We start from the raw sequence: 19,815 nt of genomic DNA on the forward strand, positions 1-19,815 counted from the left end.
ATCCCACAAGGCTTGTCTCTAGTTATAACAATCAAAAGGGCGTTCCATAAGTCATCTTCCTGACTTTTGGAACGCCCCACCCACTAAAATTACTTCATAAACATTCGATGTAATTTGGTTTTGTAAAATAAATCAATTTACACAACAACGGAGAGGACAGAAATAACCTAAAGAAGCGAAGCGTGCGCCTTTATCACCGGATTTTACCCTTGGAAAGGGTCAATCAGAAAATCCGGGGATAACAGCGCTCGGAAGGTTATTCTGTCATCGTAGTGCCCTCGTGTAAACGAATGTTTTTTTCCACCCACATTACATCGAATCCCTACCTAAACATCCCCCACAGCTTAATCAAATGAAACGTATTGTTCGGATCAATCTTCTGCGCGAGTACAAACGCAACAAACTGCTCCTCCTGCGCCGGAGAGAAATTCTCATTCATAATGACTGCCGAAGACTTGACCAACCTTCTGACCTTGGCCTTATCTTGCAAATCAGACTTGGTCACGCCATCAATCAACTTTTTGATACGCTCTTTGACAGCGGGATTTTTCATCTTTAATTTGATCCGCTCCACCAGCTGCGGACTAATTCCATATTGTTGATAACCCAAAACACATAGCACCTCCCAAAAGAATGAACTCACTTCTTATTCATATGTCGGGAGGGCTTGTACACTTGTCTTTTTTTACAAAGGTAATACGAAAAACCAGCTATCATGGCAAGCTTTAGTCAATCAGATCACCCTTGAATACTTGCTGTTGCTGTAGGAAATCACGCAGAGGTGCATAGTCCATAGAGGTCCAGAAGGTCGCATCCTCAATTAAGTGGGTCACGTCATCTCTGGCCTGTTCCAGCACAGCAAAATCGGCAACCATATCTGCAAGACGGAACTCGGGTAACCCGCTCTGCTTCGTACCAAAGAAATCACCTGGACCCCGGAGATCGAGGTCCCGCCGGGATACCTCGAATCCATCCTCCGTTTCCGTCATGACCTTCATGCGTTCCTGTCCAACCTCCGTCTTTGGATCAGCAATGAGTACACAATAGGAAGCATGCGCACCACGACCGACCCGACCACGAAGCTGATGCAGCTGGGAGAGACCGAAGCGGTCCGCGTCCATAATGACCATCAACGTGGCATTTGGCACATCGACCCCAACCTCGACAACGGTGGTGGAGACAAGCAACTGAATATCATTGCTGTAGAAGTCCCGCATCATCTCTTCTTTCTCCGCAGCCGTCATCCGGCCATGCAGCAGACCTACACGATATTTCGGAAAGTTCTGCTGCATCTGCACATGCAGATCAATAGCATTCTGCACATCCAGTTTCTCCGACTCTTCAATGAGCGGACAGATTAGATAGGCCTGACGGCCCTGATCCACTTCTCTGGAAATAAAACCGAGCACCCGCTCCATCATATCGTGTTTGACCCAATACGTGGAGATGGGAATCCGTCCCTTCGGACGTTCCGAGATCGTGGATACTTCAATATCCCCAAAAGCCGTAATCGCAAGTGTCCGTGGAATTGGCGTAGCCGTCATCGTTAACACATCCGGATTATATCCTTTGCGTCGTAAAACGCTTCGCTGATTCACCCCGAAGCGATGCTGCTCGTCCGTCACCACAAGACCCAGATCACGGAAGAAAACATCTTCCTGAATCAGGGCGTGTGTACCCACCACGATATCAATCATGCCCATTTGCAATGAGGCGATCAGATCTTTGCGTTTGCGTCCATTTACACTGCCCGTTAACAGCCCTACGGTTACCCCAAACGGTTCAAACAGCTTTTGCAGTGAGCGCATATGCTGCTCCGCCAGAATCTCTGTAGGCACCATCAGAGCCCCTTGGAACCCAGATCGAACAGTCGTGTATAGTGCAATTGCCGCAATAACCGTTTTACCCGACCCTACATCACCCTGCAATAACCGATTCATTGCATAGGGCGAACGCATATCATGCAGAATTTCAAGCTCCACCTTTTTCTGAGCATCTGTCAGTTCAAAAGGTAAACTGCGTACAAACTCACGAATCGTCGTATTGTCCGTGGTATGCACTACACCATCCATGCGATTTCGGTTGAGCGCGCGATACGCCTGCATTTTCAACTGGAACAGAAACAGCTCTTCATACACCATCCGCTGTCTGGCCTGCTGACCTTCCCGGTTGTCCTGTGGACGATGAATTCCCGCAATCGCTTGTTTACGAGGCATCAAGCTGTATTTCCTCATCAAGGACTGAGGCAGAATCTCAGGAATCATATCTCCGAATTGAATTAATCCCTGATTGATCGTTTTCCGCATCCATTGTTGTGTCAGTTTGCCGGTTACCGAATATACAGGTTGCAATGTACCTGAACGCCCATCGCCTTTATCAGGGAACTCCGAGTCAGTCACGGTCATCTGCATGCGTTTTTGTTCCCATTTTCCCGTAATCACAATCTCCCGATTGGGGGTAAGTTGTTCTTTGAGGAAATGGCGGTTGAACCAGGTGGCTGTAATCATCCACTCTTCCGTCATGATCTTACAGGTAAGACGGGACTTTTTACCGTATCGTTGTAATACAGGAATACCCATTACCTGCCCCTGGACCGTAATCTTGTCCCCATCCTTCACTTCACTAAGTGAACGCAGACGATAATCCTCGTAACGGAACGGATAATATTCAAGCAGATCTTTAACAGTAGAGATGCCAAAGGCGTGAAGCTCTCCCTCTTTGAGAGCACTCACGCCGTTAATTTGCTTAACTGATATTTCTTCCAATTTCATGTCTAATCCCTCATTCCGGAACAGGCCACATAAAGATCGCAATGACACCAGGTCCAACATGACTGCCTATTACGGCTCCAATATTGGTATAGATCACTTCATTCAGTGTAAAATGACCCCGCAGCTGCTCTGCACAAGCGATCGCTGATCCCGGGTCAGCGGTATGACCTACCGCCAGGTTCACCCGTTTGCCTGCAAGATCCTTCTGAAACAGCTCAATAATGCGTGCCATTGCTTTTTTATGACCTCTGACTTTCTCAACTGCGTAGATAACGCCTTCTTCATCAATAGACAGGATCGGCTTAATGTTAAGCAACGTTCCCAAGATGGCTGAAGCTTTGCCAATCCGACCGCCCTTTTGCAGATACTCCAAAGTATCTACAAGAAAGAACAACTTGCGAGATTGTTGCATCCCTTCAATAGCAGCAGCGATTTCGACTGCTGACTTGCCCTGTTCGGCAAGTTCAGCAGCCTGTACCACCATTAGACCATATCCATAAGATGCTGACTTCGAATCCAGCACGGTGATGTCACCCTCACGCTCCAGCAAAGACTTGCCAAGCATGGCCGATTGATAGGTACCACTCATGCCGGATGACAGGTGGATCGATACAATCGGACGTTCCGGGTTCTCATCAAGCAATGCTTGGTACACATTCATGAAATCGGTTGGAGATGGCTGTGAAGTTGTAGGCAACACAGATACCTTCTTCAACTTTTCGTAGAACTGTTCCGAAGTCAGATCAACGCCATCTGCATAGGTCTCTTCACCGAACAGAACACGTAGCGGAACAATATGAATCCCGTATTTGCGAATGAGTTCTTCGGGAATATCTGCCGTACTGTCTGTTACTATCGTAACCTTGTGGCTCATGACTCTCCTCCTCTTCGCTAGAGTGCTTTTAGGACTCTACGGAGAACAAATAATAATACACTGGCTGTCCTCCAAGATGTACCTCTACCTCAGCATCAGGATACTGTACTTCAAGCCATGCAGCGAGGGCAGCAGTAACCTCAGGGTCAGCTTCTTCCCCTTCAAGGATCGTCACCACTTCATCTCCACTCTCCATCATCTGTTTGAGCAGACCTTCACATGCTTGAAGCATGGTTTCATCCGTCGCTACAATTTTGGAGTTATGAATACCGATATAGTGCCCCGCCTTAATATCCAATTCATCATATTGCGTATCACGAACCGCATGAGTCACTTGACCGGACTGTACCCGGCTGATGGCCTCCAACATTTGATCACGGTTTGTTTCCGCAGACTCATCTTCCTGAAAAGCAAAAGCAGCAGCCATTCCCTGTGGAATGGTCTTGCTTGGAATAACCGTAATCCGGCGCTCATCTTCAAGCAATTCACGAGCCTGCTCCGCAGCCAGTACAATATTCGAGTTATTCGGGAGTATAAATACCTGCTCCGCAGCAATGGAACGAACGGCTTTTACAAAATCCTCAGTACTCGGATTCATCGTCTGTCCACCGGACAGAACAACATCAACGCCAAGACTTTGGAAAATCTCTGCAATACCGTCACCGGAGGATACCGCAATAAAACCATACGGTGCCATCTCATCTGCAGGAAGCACAGCCTCTTCCATACTGCGCGCTGCCTCAGGTGGAATCTCTGCAAACAATTCAGGTGATGGAGCAATATCCATGCCTGCTGTCAGGAGATCCCGATGCTGTTCACGCATATTGAGAATATGAATCTGTGTAATCTCACCATAATGCAGCGCCAAGTTTAATACATCGCCTGGTGTCTTGGAATGGACATGAACTTTGATGACTTCATCGTCGGCAATGATGATGATCGAATCCCCATTAACTGACAACGCTTTCCGGAATGCTTCATCATCAAATGCCACTCCTGCGTTCTCTCCAAGCTCACGATTAATGAAGAATTCCATATCATACAGGAATTCAATATCTTCCGTTTCCAGTCTCGCCTGAGCAGACAATGGCATCTCCGGTGCAATCACCTGCTGTGCAGGCTTCTTGATATCCACTGCTGTCGGTGCAGCCGGTTTCAAAGCAGATGCTGCCACGGGTGGGGTTACTTCTTTGTTCAGCGAAGTACGACTCCCTCCGTCACTTTGCAGCAATACTTCCATAAAGCCCTCGTAGATATATACAAGCCCCTGACCACCTGAATCCACAACACCAACCTGTTTCAGTACAGGCAGTAATTCCGGAGTCATTGCCAGTGCTTCTTTTGCTTTTAACAAAACTTCATTCATTAATTCAGTAATATCATTCGTCCGTCTTGCATAGTAGTTGGCATGTTTCGCCGCTTCCTTGGCTACGGTAAGAATGGTCCCTTCAACGGGCTTTACGACTGCTTTGTAAGCTGCGTCAACACCGTTCTGCAGGGCTGCTGCAAATTGGAGCGTATTCAGTTCCTCATAGGGAGCAGCTGAACGACTAAAACCACGGAACAATTGCGACAGAATAACTCCTGAATTCCCCCGCGCGCCCATAAGCAGGCCTTTCGATAGAATACCGGCAGCTTCGCCGATGGAGGCAGAACTTTTTCTTTTAATCTCTGCGACTCCTGCACTCATTGTCAAATTCATGTTCGTTCCCGTGTCACCATCCGGCACAGGGAAAACATTCAGGGAATTGACGTGCTCTGCATGCTGTCCAAGTTGTTCCGCTCCGGCAAGTACCATTGCGGTGAAATCTGTTCCATTTAAAGAACGTATACTCAAGTGAGAATTCCCCTTCCTAGCTTGATACACGAACACCTTGCACCAAGATGTGTCTGGTCTGTTCATGCGCTAACGCGGACTGCGTTATTCTTCGTCCATACCTTGTCCGGCACAGGCATACAATACAACATGTCAGCCGGATTAACGGTCTGGGCGGCCGGGCTACCAATATCCTGCACTCTCTGCACCCCTAACTTCGGGGCATACGGATATGCACCGGTATCAAGAGCCGGCATGAATGCCGCATGGAGACTGGTGCCAATGATGGAATGCCGCAGCTCACAGCGTTGCCAAAAAGCAGACCACCGACCTCTAAGTACGGTTTATTCTCCGACTTCCTCGCGGCAACAGCCTGTTCACCACTGTATTATGGACTACTCAACATTGTACTATATTAGACAGGAGAAATAAATAAAGTTTTTGGATCAGTTGACGAAGCTTTTTTAATTATGATATTATATTCAAGTATTGTTTTATGCAGGTTAAGTAATGGAAATGATCCGGTTCATGCCGGCTTAAACAACGCCATTAGCTACTGAAGCCTGATCTTTATGATCAGGAAGAACAATTTAGTCCTTATGGAATGACTTTTCGTTTCTGAAGGCAACTGGTTATTTTAGGATAGGAGGTGTAATCTATGTCTCGCAAATGTTATGTGACAGGTAAGAAACCGGGCACCGGTAACCACGTATCCCACGCTAACAACCGTAACCGTCGTACTTGGGGCGTAAACGTTCAGAAGGTCCGCATTCTCGTTGACGGCAAACCAAAACGTGTATACGTAAGCACCCGTGCACTGAAAGCCGGTAAAGTGACTCGCGTATAATCACGCAAAGCTACTATAAATCGGGTAAGCAAAAAGCACCTTGTTCCTTGCAGGTGCTTTTTTGGTATTCAAAAAAGGACTCTTGAATACGCTCATTAACATGTGAATGGCCGCCGCATGGCGCTTCGCAGGTACGAATTCCAGATAAGACTGAGCCAAAGCGGCGGTATTCCCTGTTACCTTATCAATCGGATCAGTTCTTTTGAAACGTATTAAGAATCGCCTTTACAAACCCTCCCAAAAACTTCGGCAGTTTGAATGTGTAAAATTTCATAATTCACCCTCCCCATCATGCTCATGCGTCCGCCGTATCCTATGCTTCAGGCCTTCTTTACCTCAAACACGACAAAAAAGGCTACATGAGAAACCTGCTCATGTAACCATATTTATGCGGAACCTTCGATCCCTATTCCACAATGACAAGCCCGAAGATCAGGTCATTTACGTTTGGGCAGGAATATATTGATAGACAGCGATCATGAAAACACTCAGTACATAATACAGTATGCTGAATATAACAAAAGTAACCCGATGTCCGGTACGATCAAATTTGCGGAAATACATAATAACAACGCCCACCCCGATTAATGACGTAATGGCATTAAACGGGGATTGAATAACCGCAAACAAAGCAAGCACAAGTCCCGTCACGAGACTCGCAGCCATCGTCCACAGTGTCTCCTTGAGGGTCATAGATCAGCCTCCGTAGCTACGGCGAATTTCAGTAATCGCGGCAGCACGATCCTCACGGCCAAATACGGCACTCCCAGCAACGAGCACATCTGCTCCAGCTTCCACTACAAGTGGAGCTGTATCGGCTGCAATCCCGCCATCTACTTCGATATGTACATCATGGCGTCCCTTTTCGTTCAACCAGGTACGAATCTGCTTGATTTTGTTCATGGTACCCGAGATAAATGCCTGTCCGCCAAAGCCAGGATTGACCGTCATAACAAGAACCATGTCCACATCATCCAGCACTTCGAGAATGGCAGACGCTGGCGTTCCCGGATTAAGGGCAACTCCTGCCTTCACTCCCTGCTCCTTGATCAGATGAATAACCCGGTGCAGATGTACACAAGCCTCAGCATGAACGGTAATTACCGCTGCACCCGCTTTGGCAAATTCCTCAACATAACGCTCCGGATTCTCAATCATCAAATGCACATCGAGCGGCAAGCTTGTATGTGGAGCGATTGCCTTCACAATCGCAGGTCCAAGCGTAATATTAGGGACGAAATGACCGTCCATAACGTCAACATGAATCCAGTCTCCTCCTGCAGCTTGAGCTTCTGCAACTTCCGAACCAAGGCGGGCAAAATCAGCTGATAATATCGATGGGGCAATTTTAATCATGTTAATACCTCCGCTTCTTATCTTTCATTTCGTTCAGGAACAGCACATAGTGCTGATATCGGCTTTCGGAGATCAGACCTTCCTCCTTGGCCGCAAGCACACGACAGCCTGGCTCATGTGTATGGGTACAACCTCGGAATTTGCACTGATCTGCAAACTGGGCGAATTCCCGGAAACAAGTGGAGAGTTCCTCCACACCGATCTCCAGAAAGTCCAGTTGGCTGAATCCTGGCGTATCCGCAACAAATCCACCATTATCCAACGGAATAAGCTCCACGTGCCTGGTGGTGTGTTTCCCTCGTCCTAGACGCATGCTGATCGCATTTGTCTCCAGCGTCAGGCCCGGCATCAATGCATTTAACATCGAAGACTTGCCTACACCGGATTGTCCGGAGAATACGCTGATCTTACCAGCCAGACGGTCTCTGAGCAATTCACTGCCTTCACCGGTACGTGAACTTGTGGAGATCACTTCATAACCAACCTGTTCATACAATGCTTTCACTTCAGCAACAGTGTCTTTGGCTGGATCAGCCAAATCCAGTTTGGTCAACACAATGAGTGCATCCAACCCCGCCTGCTCGATGTGAACAAGGAACTTGTCCAACAGGTTCAGGTTCATATCCGGTTCCTTCACAGAGAACACGAGAACAGCCAAACTTACATTGGCTACAGGAGGACGGATAAGTTCCGTCTCACGCTTCCGAATTTCATCAACCGTTCCTTCTCCGTTCTCAGTCAACATGTAGCTGACGCGATCACCTACAAGCGGTGATGTTCCCCGCTTTCTGAAGATACCTCTGGCTCGACATTGAACGGCGGAACCTTCAACCGAAGGAACCCCGTTGTCTTCCACTGGCATGACATAATAGTAACCGCTTAGCGCTTTAACGATGATACCTTCTGGCATAGCTCCGACGCCCTCCTTTAGATGGTGGTACATTTACTCCAGACGCCAGCATAAGCCGCCCTTATGGACGGCTTGATGCGTTAATGACTTCCTTTTTCTTCTCTTTTTCCTTGCCGTGCCCCTTACCATTATTCAGGGCAGAAGTGTCCTCATCTACGCTCTCACCCTCACCGTCTGCCGGTGTGGACTCAGGTTCACCTTCCTGATTGGAATCAACACTTCCCTCATCAACGCTACCTTCACCTGGATCAGGCTCATTTTCTGGCGGCGTCTCAGTGCTTTGTTCCGGGTCAATGGAAGGTACGTTTACTGTTCCGTTTTTGGCTTCACTGTAGGAGACAAGATACGTATCCAGGAACTGTCCATCACGATAGACGGACACAGCCCCATTTTCATTTGGAGCAAGTACAAGTGGAATGGTCAAGATCTGGGTTGAGTTCACGGTGCGAGTTCCCCATTCCTGATTCTTGCCACGTGCATCTTCATATGTGATACGGATTTTACTGTTTTTGCCCTCTTCTTTGGGTGATACATTGATATCAAAAGGATATTGCAGCGCTTCAGGTGGATACCCTGTGCTGATAAAGATCGTAATCTTATCGCCAGGACTCACATCTGCGCCCGCTTCCACAGGCCATTGCTGCGTCACTTTGCCCTTTTCTACCGTATAACTTTGTTCTTCCTGTACCTGAGCAAGCTCAAGTCCAGCAGATTTAAGTTTTTCTTCGGCTTCACTGCGGGTAAGATTTTTCAGATCAGGCATTTTGACCGTTTCCGTACCTTTACTTACGGTTAACTCAATCTGAACTGTCTCTGGATCAAATTCCTCATTGACACCCGGTGTCTGGGAAATAACAGAACCTGAAGCCACATCATTGGAGAAGTCATCTTTCCGCTGAATCTGATCTTCCTTAATGCCAAGCGCAGTCAACTTCTTGACAGCCTCATCATAAGTTTCTTGTTTGACATCAATCATCTTCACCAGTTCTTTTTCTGCACCAACACTGATCTGGACTTCGGAGCCTTCTTTGACAACATCGCCTTCTTTTCTGCTCTGGTCAAACACAATACCGGGTTCGACACCTTCCTGGTACAGACGGATGACCTCATCACTGACGACGAGTCCTTTCTCCTCAAGCATTTCCCGAGCCTTTTCTTCCGTCTGGGTAATCACGTTAGGTACGGTTACTTCAGGTACAACGAGCATACCCTTGACATACCATACAACGCCCACCATGGCGATTAGAATAAGAACGGTTAATGAAATGAGTAGAGCTGGCTTCTTCCAGCTCTTCGATTTCGCTTTACCCTTGCCAGTTTCTTCGTCAGACTCCATCACAGGCACCGCACCCGTCGATGTAACTCCACGCGGTTCAGGCTTGATCGCTGGCATTACGCGAGTCTGGTCTATATCATCCTCATCCGGAAAATCAATCTTCGTTTCATTTCGTCTCTCCGGCATCAGGCAAGTTTCCAGATCGGTCTGCATTTCTTTGGCCGACTGATAACGTTCCTGCGGATTTTTACGCATGGATTTTAAGATGACATTTTCCACACTTTGCGGAATCAATGGATTGAATTTGCGTGGTTCATCGAACTCTTCCTGCAAATGCTTCAATGCCACACTGATTGGACTTTCACCCAGAAACGGAAGTTGCCCAGTAAGCATTTGGTAAAGTACGATCCCAAGAGAATATAAGTCCGATTTTTCACCAGTAACGATGCCTTTGGCATGCTCTGGTGAGAAGTAATGTACAGAACCAACTACGGAACCGGTCTGCGTAATCGTTGTAGATGTAACCGCACGGGCAATCCCGAAATCCGTTACTTTCACACGGCCATTCCGGCCAATTAATATATTGTGGGGTTTGATATCCCGATGAATGATTTGATTATGATGTGCATGATCAAGAGCATCTGCAATCTGGGAAGCGATTCGCACCGATTCGTCCACCTGCAGAGGGGCGCGTTCTTTAATAATTTCATTCAGGTTTTTGCCTTCCACATACTCCATGACAATATAATGAACGTCATCTTCCTGCCCCACGTCATAAATGCTGACTACATTCGGATGAGACAGCGATGCTGCCGACTGTGCTTCCCTGCGGAAACGGCGAATAAACTCTTCGTCATGCACAAACTGTTGTCTAAGAACTTTGATCGCTACATTCCGGTTCAACAGAAGATCCTGGGCTTTGTACACAAGAGCCATGCCGCCACCACCGACACGCTCAATCACTTCATAGCGTCCGCCTAGCTGGTGCCCAATCATGACTCACACCCCGTTTCCGTATCCACGGAACCTTCCCTCTGCAACTCGAACAAAGCAACCGTGATGTTGTCGTCTCCCCCAGCAAGTAAAGCCAACTGAAGCAGTCGGTCTGCACGATCTTCCAATGCCAGTTCCAGATTGCCGGCAACCTGAATAATCTGCTCATTGCTGACCAGGTTACTGAGACCATCACTGCACAGGAGAAGAACTTCGCCTTCCTCCAGCTTGACGGTATCCAGATCTACCTTCACCTCGGCATCTGTTCCAAGCGCACGAGTTAGTACGTTGCGACGTGGATGATGGGACACATCCTCTTTGCTAATCTGACCATTTTTGAACAATTCATTCACCAGTGTATGGTCCTCGGTTAGCTGGATCACAGCTTTGTTCGCAATTTTGTAGGCTCTGCTATCACCGATGTGTCCAATAACACCTTCCGTATCGTTCAATAAAGCCGCAACTACCGTTGTTCCCATGTTGTGATACTTGTCATCTGTTGATGCAGTGCGGAAGATAACTTCGTTGGCATGCAAAATAGCATCGCTGAGAGCCGCAGACAGAGACGCATGTGACAGACCTGGTTCCAGTGTTCCCAGATCTTTCACCAACGTCTCTACTGCCAAGCGGCTTGCCGTATCCCCTGCAAGATGTCCACCCATGCCATCGGCAACAATACCCAGAATATATCCTGTATCGAGATTACGAATCCAGGCTGAATCTTCATTCACCGAACGCACTCGTCCGATATGGCTCACATGAACTGTTTTGATCAAAACGTTCTCACCTCAACTCCATATGCTTTGCACGAAGCTGACCGCAAGCGGCAGCAATATCATGTCCCTGTTCACGACGAATGGTTACATTAACACCCTGTTCCGAGAGAATCTTCTGAAAATTGAAAATGTCGCTTCTCGATGTTCTCACGTATTTGCGTTCAGGTACATGGTTAACCGGAATCAGATTCACGTGGCACAACATGTTCTTAAGCACACTTGCCAGTTCTGCTGCATGCTCTGGCTGATCGTTTACCCCACCAATAAGTGCATACTCGAACGTAATTCTCCGACCTGTTTTGGCCAGATAATAACGAAGGGACTCCATCACGTCTTCAAAAGGAAAACGACGGTTAACCGGCATCAATTTCGAACGCAGTGCATCATTTGGTGCATGGATCGAAATGGCGAGGTTAATCTGTGTATCTTCATCTGCAAACTTGTAGATGTTCGGAACGATTCCGCTCGTGGATACCGTGATGTGACGCTGACCGATGTTCAGCCCTTTTTCATGAATCATAATGCGCAGGAAAGTCATCGTAGCTTCATAGTTTTCAAAAGGTTCACCCGAACCCATGATCACGATGCTGCTGACACGCTCGTTGCGTTCATCCAGAATTTTCTGAGCCTGCACAACCTGTGCAACAATCTCCCCAGCCGTAAGGTTACGCTTGAGTCCACCCAATGTGGATGCACAGAACGTACAACCAATACGACAACCAACCTGTGTGGTTACACAGATGCTGTTCCCGTAGTTATGCTTCATGATTACTGTCTCAATGGCATGATCATCATGAAGACCAAAGAGGAATTTAACCGTTCCATCTTTGGATTCAAACTTGGTAATTTCCTTAAGCGTTACAAATTCAAATTGCTCTGTCAGTTTTTCACGCAATGGCTTGGACAGATTGGTCATTTCACTGAAATCATTCACGCGTTTTACATAAATCCAGTCAAAGATTTGGCCACCGCGAAACGCCGGCTCCCCATTCTCCACAGCCCATTGCTGCAGTTGTTCCAGAGAATAATCATATATAAAAGGTTTCATTTTGTTGTCAACACCTATTCCTTCTTTTCTTTTCGTTGGCTTCCTTCTTTTCGTTCCATTCGTCCTATTCTATCACAAAGACCACGTTACATCCATGTATACCCTTGATATCTGTACTTCATGCATTATAACATCTCAATGCCGCCATCGCACCCTGTCATCACATTCTCTGACAATTATATCGAAGTCCCATCACAAAGAAATCCGCCGAAGTTCCCCTCGGCGGTCATGCTTCCGTGCTCTATTAAACTGTTATTTCGCTGTTTTTGTCAACCGTGCGATGAAAAATCCGTCGCTGTGAGCGTATTGCGGCAAAATCTGAATACCACCGTTCACAACCTTCAAGTTTCCTGTCTCCGATTCAGACCAGACGGATGTTTCTGCTGGACTATATTCTGGATGTCGATTCAAGAAGTCTGCAACCATATCCTCATTCTCAGCAGGCTCAATCGTACACGTGCTATACACCAGAATACCCCCTGGTTTTAACAACGGCGCAACCTGATCAAGCAATTCACGTTGCAAGCCTGCGATATCTTCGATATCTTTTACTTTTTTGGTCCATTTCACATCAGGCTTGCGGCGAATAACACCCAGACCTGAACATGGTGCATCCAGCAAAATGCGGTCAAACGACGCTTCCGGATACCGCTCGTTCAGATCAAGAGCATTTCCAGTAACAGCATCGATGCAACTCAGACCGAGACGCTCCGCCTGATCCAATATCAGCTGACGCTTGTGAGCATGTACATCATTCGCGACAATACGACCGCGATCCTGCATTTTCTCCGCCATGTGAGCTGTTTTACCACCTGGAGCTGCGCAGCAATCCAATACAAGTTGGTCTTCTTCCGGCGCAACGGCTTCAGCAACAAGCATGGAACTTTCGTCCTGTACAGAGAACAAACCATCACGATACCAGGACGTTAGAGCCATATTTCCGCCACTACGTACAAGAATACCATCGGAACTCAGGCGAGAAGCTTCAACGACTGCACCTGTGCTGGCCATCTCATGCATCAGTTTCTCCCGTGTGGTCATTGTGGTGTTGACCCGGACACTCACCGCTGGCGGCTCATTATTCGCACGACAGATCGCTTCCGCTGTCTCTTCGCCGTACTGGGCAATCCAGCGTTCAACCATCCATAACGGGTGGGAATGCTCCAGTGAAATACGTTCAGCAACGGGTAGATGTTCTGGAATACGAAGTTCATCCCGATTACGGATCATATTGCGGAGCACTCCATTCACCATGCCCGAGATTCCCTGATGGCCCAGTTTCTTCGCCAGATTAACCGCTTCGCTCACCACGGCATGCTCCGGAATACGATCAAGGTATATCATCTGGTATACGCTGATTCGCAGCAGGCTACGAACCCATGGTTGCAGTTTGGACACTCCTTTGGCGACGTAACGTTCCAGAAAATAATCAAGTGTATTCAATCTGGCGATTGTTCCGTACACTAATTCGGTAGCTAGTCCAGCATCCGCAGTGCTTAAATCCGCCTCTTTCAGACGACGGTTCAACTCCATATTACTGTATGCTCCATCTTGCTCAACAGCACTCAGAACTTTGACTGCCAATGCACGAGCAGATGTTTTCGGTGTCTGGGAGCGAGATGCACCATCCGATTTACCCGAATTCGGGCGACGGTTTCCTTCACGCCCGGATGAATATCCAGTAGCCTTCTGGCCTTTTCCTGACGAACGACCTGGTATGTTACCGCTCATCGCAGCACCGTTCCAGGTTTCAGTGTACCACCGCGAGCAAAGTCAGCGGCCTGCATCACCTTTTTGCCTGCAGGTTGCACCTCAGTCAACCATAGAGAACCATTGCCTGTGCGAACTTCAATCCCTGCCTTGTTCAATTGCAGTACTGTTCCCGGCTCTGCTTGTCCAGCATCCGAAGAAGTTTCCAGATCCACCTGATGGGGGTTAGTCGCAGCCCAGACTTTAAAGACCTGATCATCCCACATCGTAAATGCACCGGAGAACGGCACAAGACCACGAATCTGATTGAACAGTTCGCGTGAAGTACGACTCCAGTCCATTTTCTCGTCATCCCGAGTCAGATTGCGAGCATACGAAGCCTCGGCATCATCCTGAGGTACCGCAATTGTCTCGCCTGCAATCAATCGTGGCATTTCTGCCTGAAGCAGTTTGGAACCAGCCTCACTTAATTTATCAAACATCGATCCTGATGTATCTTCATCCGTAATTGGCAGTTCCACACGCGAGATCATATCTCCCGTGTCCAGGCCTTCAGCCATATACATCAATGTGACTCCTGTCACGGATTCCCCGTTAATAATGGAACGTTGAATCGGCGCCCCTCCGCGATATTTCGGCAAAAGAGAGCCATGCACGTTCACACAACCGCGAACAGGCATATCCAGCACGGCTTTGGGCAGAATCTGTCCAAAGGCCGCGGTCACGATCAGATCCGGCTTCCATTCAGCCAAGCGGGCTACGGCTTCCGGATCACGCAGTTTAACAGGTTGAAACACCGGCAGACCGTGGCGTTCTGCCGCGGCCTTAACCGGTGTTGGCGTAAGTACTTTTTTGCGTCCCTGTGGTTTATCAGGCTGAGTCACCACACCCACCACATTGTATCCCTCTGCCATCAGCATATCGAGAGAAGGAACTGCAAATTCAGGTGTTCCCATAAAAACAATATTCAAATCGATCACTCCTTAATTACGACGCGGTCCCGTTTGATCGGCTGCAATTTCGTACACTTTCTCGGCGACATCCGTAAAGAGTACGCCATCCAGATGATCAATCTCATGCTGGAATGCACGGGACAGCAAGCCACTACCCGTAATAATCAGCTCTTTGCCTTCACGATCCAGACCTTTAACCGTAACGGTCTCGAAACGACGAACATCACCATTAATTCCAGGGATACTCAGACAACCTTCCGGTCCAAATTGTTCTCCCTCACTTGCAATGATCTCCGGGTTAATCATCTTGATCAGCCCTTGCTCATCACCGGCGTCAATAACAATCAGACGTTTCAAAATTCCAACCTGCGGCGCAGCAAGACCTACACCTTCCGCATCGTACATGGTATCAGCCATATCATCCAGCAATTTTTGTACGTTCGGTGTAATTTTAGTTACTTCTTTGGCTCTCTTGTGGAGCACCTCATCTGGTTCTTGCACGATAATGCGAATCGACATGTTGTAAGCACCTTCCTAATCCTCATCATAATTTCAGGACGATATCTGTATTTTTGGGGTATTCATTTTAATCTATGTTTATACCGCTTGTTTACATCCGCATTGCTGCAAAATGCTTACATTAGCATTTGCGGGTCTACATCCAGACTAATAAGCAATTTCTGCGCCTGAACATCATCGTCCATGCGCCGGGCCGTAGCCAGAGCTAGTCCTATGGCGTCTACATCCCCCCGCCATTTTATCATACATTGGAATCTGTATCTATTCTTGATCCGAGGAATCGGGGATGCTACCGGCCCCAGTACATCAAAGGCATCATTGCTGAATCGATCCAGACTGCCGAGCCATCCGGCTGCATTAGCCTTCTCTTTCAGTATTCGCGTGTAGTTCTCGGCAAGACGAATCAATACCGGAAGTTGCTCATGCGAAAAGGTCACCAGAATCAGGCGACAGTAAGGCGGATATTGCAAATTGCGACGGTGCAGCAATTCCTCACGTACAAATGACACGTAGTCATGCTGACTCGCATGGCCAATGGAGTAGTGCTCCGGCGTATAGGACTGAACAAACACCTCACCAGGCAATTGGTGTCGACCAGCTCGGCCAGCTACCTGTGTTAGTAACTGAAACGTTTTTTCGGCAGCACGAAAATCAGGCAAATTCAATGCTGAATCCGCTGTTATCACGCCAACCAGAGTCACATCCGGGAAATCAAGTCCCTTCGCAACCATCTGGGTACCCAGCAATACGTCAGCCTTTTTCTCACGAAACTGTTTTAGCAGCTTCTCGTGAGCCCCTTTTTCCGTTGTTGTATCCACATCCATCCGTATGACCCGAATACCCGGAAATAGCTTCGCAAGCTCTTCCTCAACCCGTTGTGTACCTGTACCAAAGTATCGAATATGCTCACTTCCACAATCCGGGCACACTTCCGGAGCGGCTTCCGCATACCCGCAGTAATGACAACGGAGATTATTCGAGCGCTGATGGTACGTCAGTGAAATATCACACTCGGGACAACCTGCCACATATCCACAACTTCGGCACATGACAAAGGTCGAATATCCACGGCGATTCAGCAGAAGCACCGTCTGTTCACCACGCTCCAAGCGCTCCTCCAGCCCTTTGTGCAAAGCCCTGCTGAACATGGAACGGTTGCCATCCTTCAACTCTTCACGCATATCAACGATCCGCACTTCAGGCAGCTTGTTCCCCAGTGCTCGTGTTGGCATCTCCAGCAAGAGTGGTGCAAAATCATCATTACTTTGCGAGCGTGCCGCATAATAACTTTCCAGCGAAGGTGTCGCTGAACCCAGAACAACCACGGCCTGATGCTGCTGTGCTCTTTTTACCGCTACATCACGAGCATGATATTTCGGCGTTTCCTCCTGTTTGTAGGAAGTCTCGTGTTCTTCATCCATAATGATCAACCCAAGCCGACTGAATGGAGCAAATACGGCTGAACGCGCCCCAATCGCAACCTTCACCTGACCCTCACGAATCTTGCGCCATTCATCATAACGTTCACCGCCAGACAGACGACTGTGCATAACAGCAACTTGATCCCCAAATCGCCCTTTAAAACGTTCTACCATCTGTGGTGTGAGTGCAATCTCGGGCACCAGTACGATAGCCTGCCGATCCTGTTCGATGCATTGTTGAATGGTTTGAAGATAGACTTCCGTCTTGCCACTTCCCGTAACACCATGTAGCAAAAACACCCCATGGCGTTGTTCCTGCAATCGGCCATTGATATTGTCGTAGACAAGTTTTTGCTCATCGGTCAGAATCAGCGGTTCAGTCGTTTTGAACGTCCTGCCCTGATAAGGGTCACGGAAGACCTCAACGTCCTCGGTGACAATCAGTCCCTTTTCCTCAAGCCCCTTAATCGTCGCGGCCGATACCTGTAGTGTAGATAACACTTCTTTCATCGGCATGGGCAGCAGTTCTTTCATTTCCAGCAAAAAAGCCAGAATCTCCTTCTGTCGCTGTGCTTTCGCCGGGAATGAAGCAAGTGCTTCCTCAGCAGCAGCAATATCTACAGCCAGATCAACGGACTTCATCGTTTTTTTATTTAACTTGTCCTTGATGGCCTGACTCTCCAGCAGTACACCACCAAGCAATAAATTCTTGATTAGTGCAGCATGATTGGGATATTTTCGACTCAGTTGTTGCAACGGTACCTGACCCCGACTTTTGACAAAACGGATGATATCCTGCTGTACTTTCTCGGTCGTAGACTCTTCTCCCCAAACAAATAACACCTCATCATCCGGTTGTGCACCCGCCATCTGTCCATCAAGTGCATCTCCCAGCGAGATGTATCGCTCTGCTTTCCCTTTCAATGCCGTCGGCACCATGACCTGCAATGACAAAATCCGGTTACTGGCGTAACGTCCACTCATCCATTCGGCCAACTCAACCAAATCCTTTGACAACGGGGGAACAATGTCCAGCAACTCCTGAATCTTCTTAAGCTTGAATGATTCCTCTCCGGTACGCGGCACAAGATCAATCACGAATCCCTGCACCGTCCGATGCCCAAAAGGTACACCCACCCGGCTGCCAATCTCGATCCATTCCTTCATCGATTCAGGTACCAGGTAATCAAACGGCCGGTCTGTTTCCTTCACGGGAACATCAACTATGACCTTGGCAATCTCCATATCCTAATTCCTCCCGGCAATGCGCTCCGCCGCAATCCGGAGCAACCGATGAGCCACATCGTCCTTGGCCAACACTGGAAGCTCCTCCACCAAACCTTCCCGGTCATAGATATGTACCGCGTTGGTGTCTGTTCCAAATCCTGCACCCGTGCGGGTTACATCATTGGCTACGATCAGATCACAGTTTTTCCGTTCCAATTTCTCACGTGCATACATCTCAACCGACTGAGTCTCCGCAGCAAAACCAATCAAAAACTGATGGGTCTTCTGTTTGCCCAGCGTTTCAAGAATATCTATATTTTTAACAAGTTCGAGCGACAATGTGTCGCCTTTCTTCTTGATCTTCTCGGTATAAACTTCCTTTGGACGATAATCGGCAACTGCCGCCGCCTTAACTACGATATCAGCATCGTCCCACTCGCGTGTTACCGCTTCATACATATCCTGTGCAGACTGTACAGGGATCAACTCAACGTTCTCCGGTGGCTTGGCTTGGGTACTGCCCATAACCAATTTCACATCTGCCCCCAGATCACGCGCAGCTGCGGCTATGGCAAATCCCATTTTGCCAGATGAATCGTTCGTAATGTATCGTACTGGATCAATGCGCTCAATCGTACCTCCAGCCGTAACGACAACCTTCTTGCCTTGTAACAGTGAAGCTTGTCCTTGCTGGGCACGGTCTGCAGACTCGCGCTGTTCGAAGAAACGTTCCACCACATCCACAATGCTATCCGGTTCTTCCAGACGTCCCTTGCCCACATATCCACACGCAAGCAGACCTTCACCCGGTTCAATCATCATGGCGCCCCGTTCAACAAGCAGGTTCATATTATGCTTTACAGCTGGATGATCATACATATGTACATTCATCGCTGGAGCAATCATGACAGGGGCTGTCGTGGCTAGAAGAGTTGTTGAGAGCATATCATCTGCCATGCCATGCGCCATCTTGGCAATTACATTGGCTGTAGCCGGAGCAACTAGAACAAGATCAGCCAGATCGGCCAGATGAATATGAGATACGACTGCTGGCTCACGCTCATCAAATGTATCGGTATATACGGTGTTTCGGGTCAACGTTTGCAGCGTTAATTCGGTAATAAACTGTGTAGCGGAAGCTGTCATGATCACATGAACATCCGCTCCCTTTTGCACCAGTCTGCTGCATAATGTTGCCGCTTTGTAAGCAGCTATGCCGCCAGTCACACCAAGTACGATTTTTTTACCGTTCAACATGTTTATTTCCCCCGATATTTATACGACGTCTAAGTAAGATTCCGTTAAAATATGCTTATTG

The 19,815-nt window shown here is 48.0% G+C and carries 17 protein-coding genes; 1 reads left to right on the forward strand and 16 read right to left on the reverse strand.

Annotated elements, in window-relative coordinates; genetic code table 11:
- Positions 1–322: 322 nt before the first annotated feature.
- The 4 genes from MHH25_RS20200 to MHH25_RS20215 all read right to left on the reverse strand — a co-directional run bounded on the left by MHH25_RS20200 (position 323) and on the right by MHH25_RS20215 (position 5,482).
- Positions 323–610, reverse strand: coding sequence for a stage VI sporulation protein F (locus tag MHH25_RS20200; RefSeq protein WP_036614589.1), 288 nt, complete (start codon positions 608–610; stop codon positions 323–325).
- Between the two features lie 115 nt (positions 611–725).
- The gene (gene recG / locus MHH25_RS20205; protein WP_340017911.1) at positions 726–2,771 is read right to left on the reverse strand and encodes an ATP-dependent DNA helicase RecG; all 2,046 of its coding nucleotides are present in this window, start codon (positions 2,769–2,771) and stop codon (positions 726–728) included.
- A gap of 10 nt (positions 2,772–2,781) precedes the next feature.
- Positions 2,782–3,645, reverse strand: coding sequence for a DegV family protein (locus MHH25_RS20210; RefSeq protein ID WP_340017912.1), 864 nt, complete (start codon positions 3,643–3,645; stop codon positions 2,782–2,784).
- A 28-nt stretch (positions 3,646–3,673) separates the two neighbouring features.
- Entirely contained in the window at positions 3,674–5,482 is a 1,809-nt protein-coding gene (locus MHH25_RS20215) for a DAK2 domain-containing protein (protein ID WP_340017913.1), read from the reverse strand.
- 637 nt (positions 5,483–6,119) lie between these two features.
- Between MHH25_RS20215 and rpmB the strand changes: the two genes are divergently transcribed.
- Complete coding sequence (gene rpmB / locus MHH25_RS20220) at positions 6,120–6,308, forward strand: 50S ribosomal protein L28 (RefSeq protein ID WP_017687459.1); 189 nt, start codon at positions 6,120–6,122, stop codon at positions 6,306–6,308.
- Between the two features lie 193 nt (positions 6,309–6,501).
- Here the strand turns inward: rpmB and spoVM are convergent, their stop codons facing one another.
- The 12 genes from spoVM to coaBC form a co-directional block, all read right to left on the reverse strand.
- On the reverse strand, positions 6,502–6,582 hold the full coding sequence (gene spoVM / locus MHH25_RS20225; RefSeq protein ID WP_019424875.1) for a stage V sporulation protein SpoVM: 81 nt from the start codon (positions 6,580–6,582) through the stop codon (positions 6,502–6,504).
- Between the two features lie 167 nt (positions 6,583–6,749).
- A complete protein-coding gene (locus MHH25_RS20230) occupies positions 6,750–7,001 on the reverse strand; it encodes a hypothetical protein (protein WP_091014322.1) in 252 nt (83 codons plus the stop codon).
- A gap of 3 nt (positions 7,002–7,004) precedes the next feature.
- Positions 7,005–7,664: a ribulose-phosphate 3-epimerase gene (gene rpe / locus MHH25_RS20235; RefSeq protein WP_338587857.1), complete on the reverse strand. Its 660-nt coding sequence runs from the start codon at positions 7,662–7,664 to the stop codon at positions 7,005–7,007.
- A gap of 1 nt (position 7,665) precedes the next feature.
- Positions 7,666–8,574 (reverse strand): ribosome small subunit-dependent GTPase A, encoded by a 909-nt coding sequence (gene rsgA, locus MHH25_RS20240; RefSeq protein WP_076328024.1) that lies wholly within the window; start codon positions 8,572–8,574, stop codon positions 7,666–7,668.
- A gap of 61 nt (positions 8,575–8,635) precedes the next feature.
- A complete protein-coding gene (gene pknB, locus MHH25_RS20245) occupies positions 8,636–10,846 on the reverse strand; it encodes a Stk1 family PASTA domain-containing Ser/Thr kinase (protein WP_340017914.1) in 2,211 nt (736 codons plus the stop codon).
- The gene (locus MHH25_RS20250) at positions 10,843–11,619 is read right to left on the reverse strand and encodes a Stp1/IreP family PP2C-type Ser/Thr phosphatase (protein ID WP_036614606.1); all 777 of its coding nucleotides are present in this window, start codon (positions 11,617–11,619) and stop codon (positions 10,843–10,845) included. Before MHH25_RS20250 ends, pknB begins: the two co-directional genes overlap by 4 nt.
- A gap of 7 nt (positions 11,620–11,626) precedes the next feature.
- Complete coding sequence (gene rlmN / locus MHH25_RS20255; protein WP_017687452.1) at positions 11,627–12,667, reverse strand: 23S rRNA (adenine(2503)-C(2))-methyltransferase RlmN; 1,041 nt, start codon at positions 12,665–12,667, stop codon at positions 11,627–11,629.
- Between the two features lie 252 nt (positions 12,668–12,919).
- Positions 12,920–14,398, reverse strand: a complete 1,479-nt coding sequence (gene rsmB / locus MHH25_RS20260; protein ID WP_340017916.1) for a 16S rRNA (cytosine(967)-C(5))-methyltransferase RsmB — start codon at positions 14,396–14,398, stop codon at positions 12,920–12,922.
- A complete protein-coding gene (gene fmt, locus MHH25_RS20265; protein WP_340017917.1) occupies positions 14,395–15,348 on the reverse strand; it encodes a methionyl-tRNA formyltransferase in 954 nt (317 codons plus the stop codon). The genes rsmB and fmt overlap by 4 nt, the downstream gene beginning before the upstream one ends.
- 12 nt (positions 15,349–15,360) lie before the next feature.
- Positions 15,361–15,849: a peptide deformylase gene (gene def / locus MHH25_RS20270; protein WP_017687449.1), complete on the reverse strand. Its 489-nt coding sequence runs from the start codon at positions 15,847–15,849 to the stop codon at positions 15,361–15,363.
- A 116-nt stretch (positions 15,850–15,965) separates the two neighbouring features.
- A complete protein-coding gene (gene priA, locus MHH25_RS20275) occupies positions 15,966–18,515 on the reverse strand; it encodes a primosomal protein N' (RefSeq protein WP_340017918.1) in 2,550 nt (849 codons plus the stop codon).
- 3 nt (positions 18,516–18,518) lie between these two features.
- The gene (coaBC, locus tag MHH25_RS20280) at positions 18,519–19,754 is read right to left on the reverse strand and encodes a bifunctional phosphopantothenoylcysteine decarboxylase/phosphopantothenate--cysteine ligase CoaBC (RefSeq protein ID WP_340017919.1); all 1,236 of its coding nucleotides are present in this window, start codon (positions 19,752–19,754) and stop codon (positions 18,519–18,521) included.
- Between the last annotated feature and the right edge of the window lie 61 nt (positions 19,755–19,815).

It is taken from the genome of Paenibacillus sp. FSL H3-0457 (assembly GCF_037981725.1).
GTDB lineage: Bacteria > Bacillota > Bacilli > Paenibacillales > Paenibacillaceae > Paenibacillus > Paenibacillus amylolyticus.

Excerpts from the sequence above, each read along its gene's own strand:
- spoVM (WP_019424875.1), bottom strand. The coding sequence starts at position 6,582 with ATGAAATTTTACACATTCAAACTGCCGAAGTTTTTGGGAGGGTTTGTA.
- recG (WP_340017911.1), bottom strand. The coding sequence starts at position 2,771 with ATGAAATTGGAAGAAATATCAGTTAAGCAAATTAACGGCGTGAGTGCT.
- rlmN (WP_017687452.1), bottom strand. The coding sequence starts at position 12,667 with ATGAAACCTTTTATATATGATTATTCTCTGGAACAACTGCAGCAATGG.
- pknB (WP_340017914.1), bottom strand. The coding sequence starts at position 10,846 with ATGATTGGGCACCAGCTAGGCGGACGCTATGAAGTGATTGAGCGTGTC.
- priA (WP_340017918.1), bottom strand. The coding sequence starts at position 18,515 with ATGGAGATTGCCAAGGTCATAGTTGATGTTCCCGTGAAGGAAACAGAC.
- rsgA (WP_076328024.1), bottom strand. The coding sequence starts at position 8,574 with ATGCCAGAAGGTATCATCGTTAAAGCGCTAAGCGGTTACTATTATGTC.
- rpe (WP_338587857.1), bottom strand. The coding sequence starts at position 7,664 with ATGATTAAAATTGCCCCATCGATATTATCAGCTGATTTTGCCCGCCTT.
- MHH25_RS20210 (WP_340017912.1), bottom strand. The coding sequence starts at position 3,645 with ATGAGCCACAAGGTTACGATAGTAACAGACAGTACGGCAGATATTCCC.
- rsmB (WP_340017916.1), bottom strand. The coding sequence starts at position 14,398 with ATGAGCGGTAACATACCAGGTCGTTCGTCAGGAAAAGGCCAGAAGGCT.
- rpmB (WP_017687459.1), top strand. The coding sequence starts at position 6,120 with ATGTCTCGCAAATGTTATGTGACAGGTAAGAAACCGGGCACCGGTAAC.
- coaBC (WP_340017919.1), bottom strand. The coding sequence starts at position 19,754 with ATGTTGAACGGTAAAAAAATCGTACTTGGTGTGACTGGCGGCATAGCT.
- MHH25_RS20230 (WP_091014322.1), bottom strand. The coding sequence starts at position 7,001 with ATGACCCTCAAGGAGACACTGTGGACGATGGCTGCGAGTCTCGTGACG.
- def (WP_017687449.1), bottom strand. The coding sequence starts at position 15,849 with ATGTCGATTCGCATTATCGTGCAAGAACCAGATGAGGTGCTCCACAAG.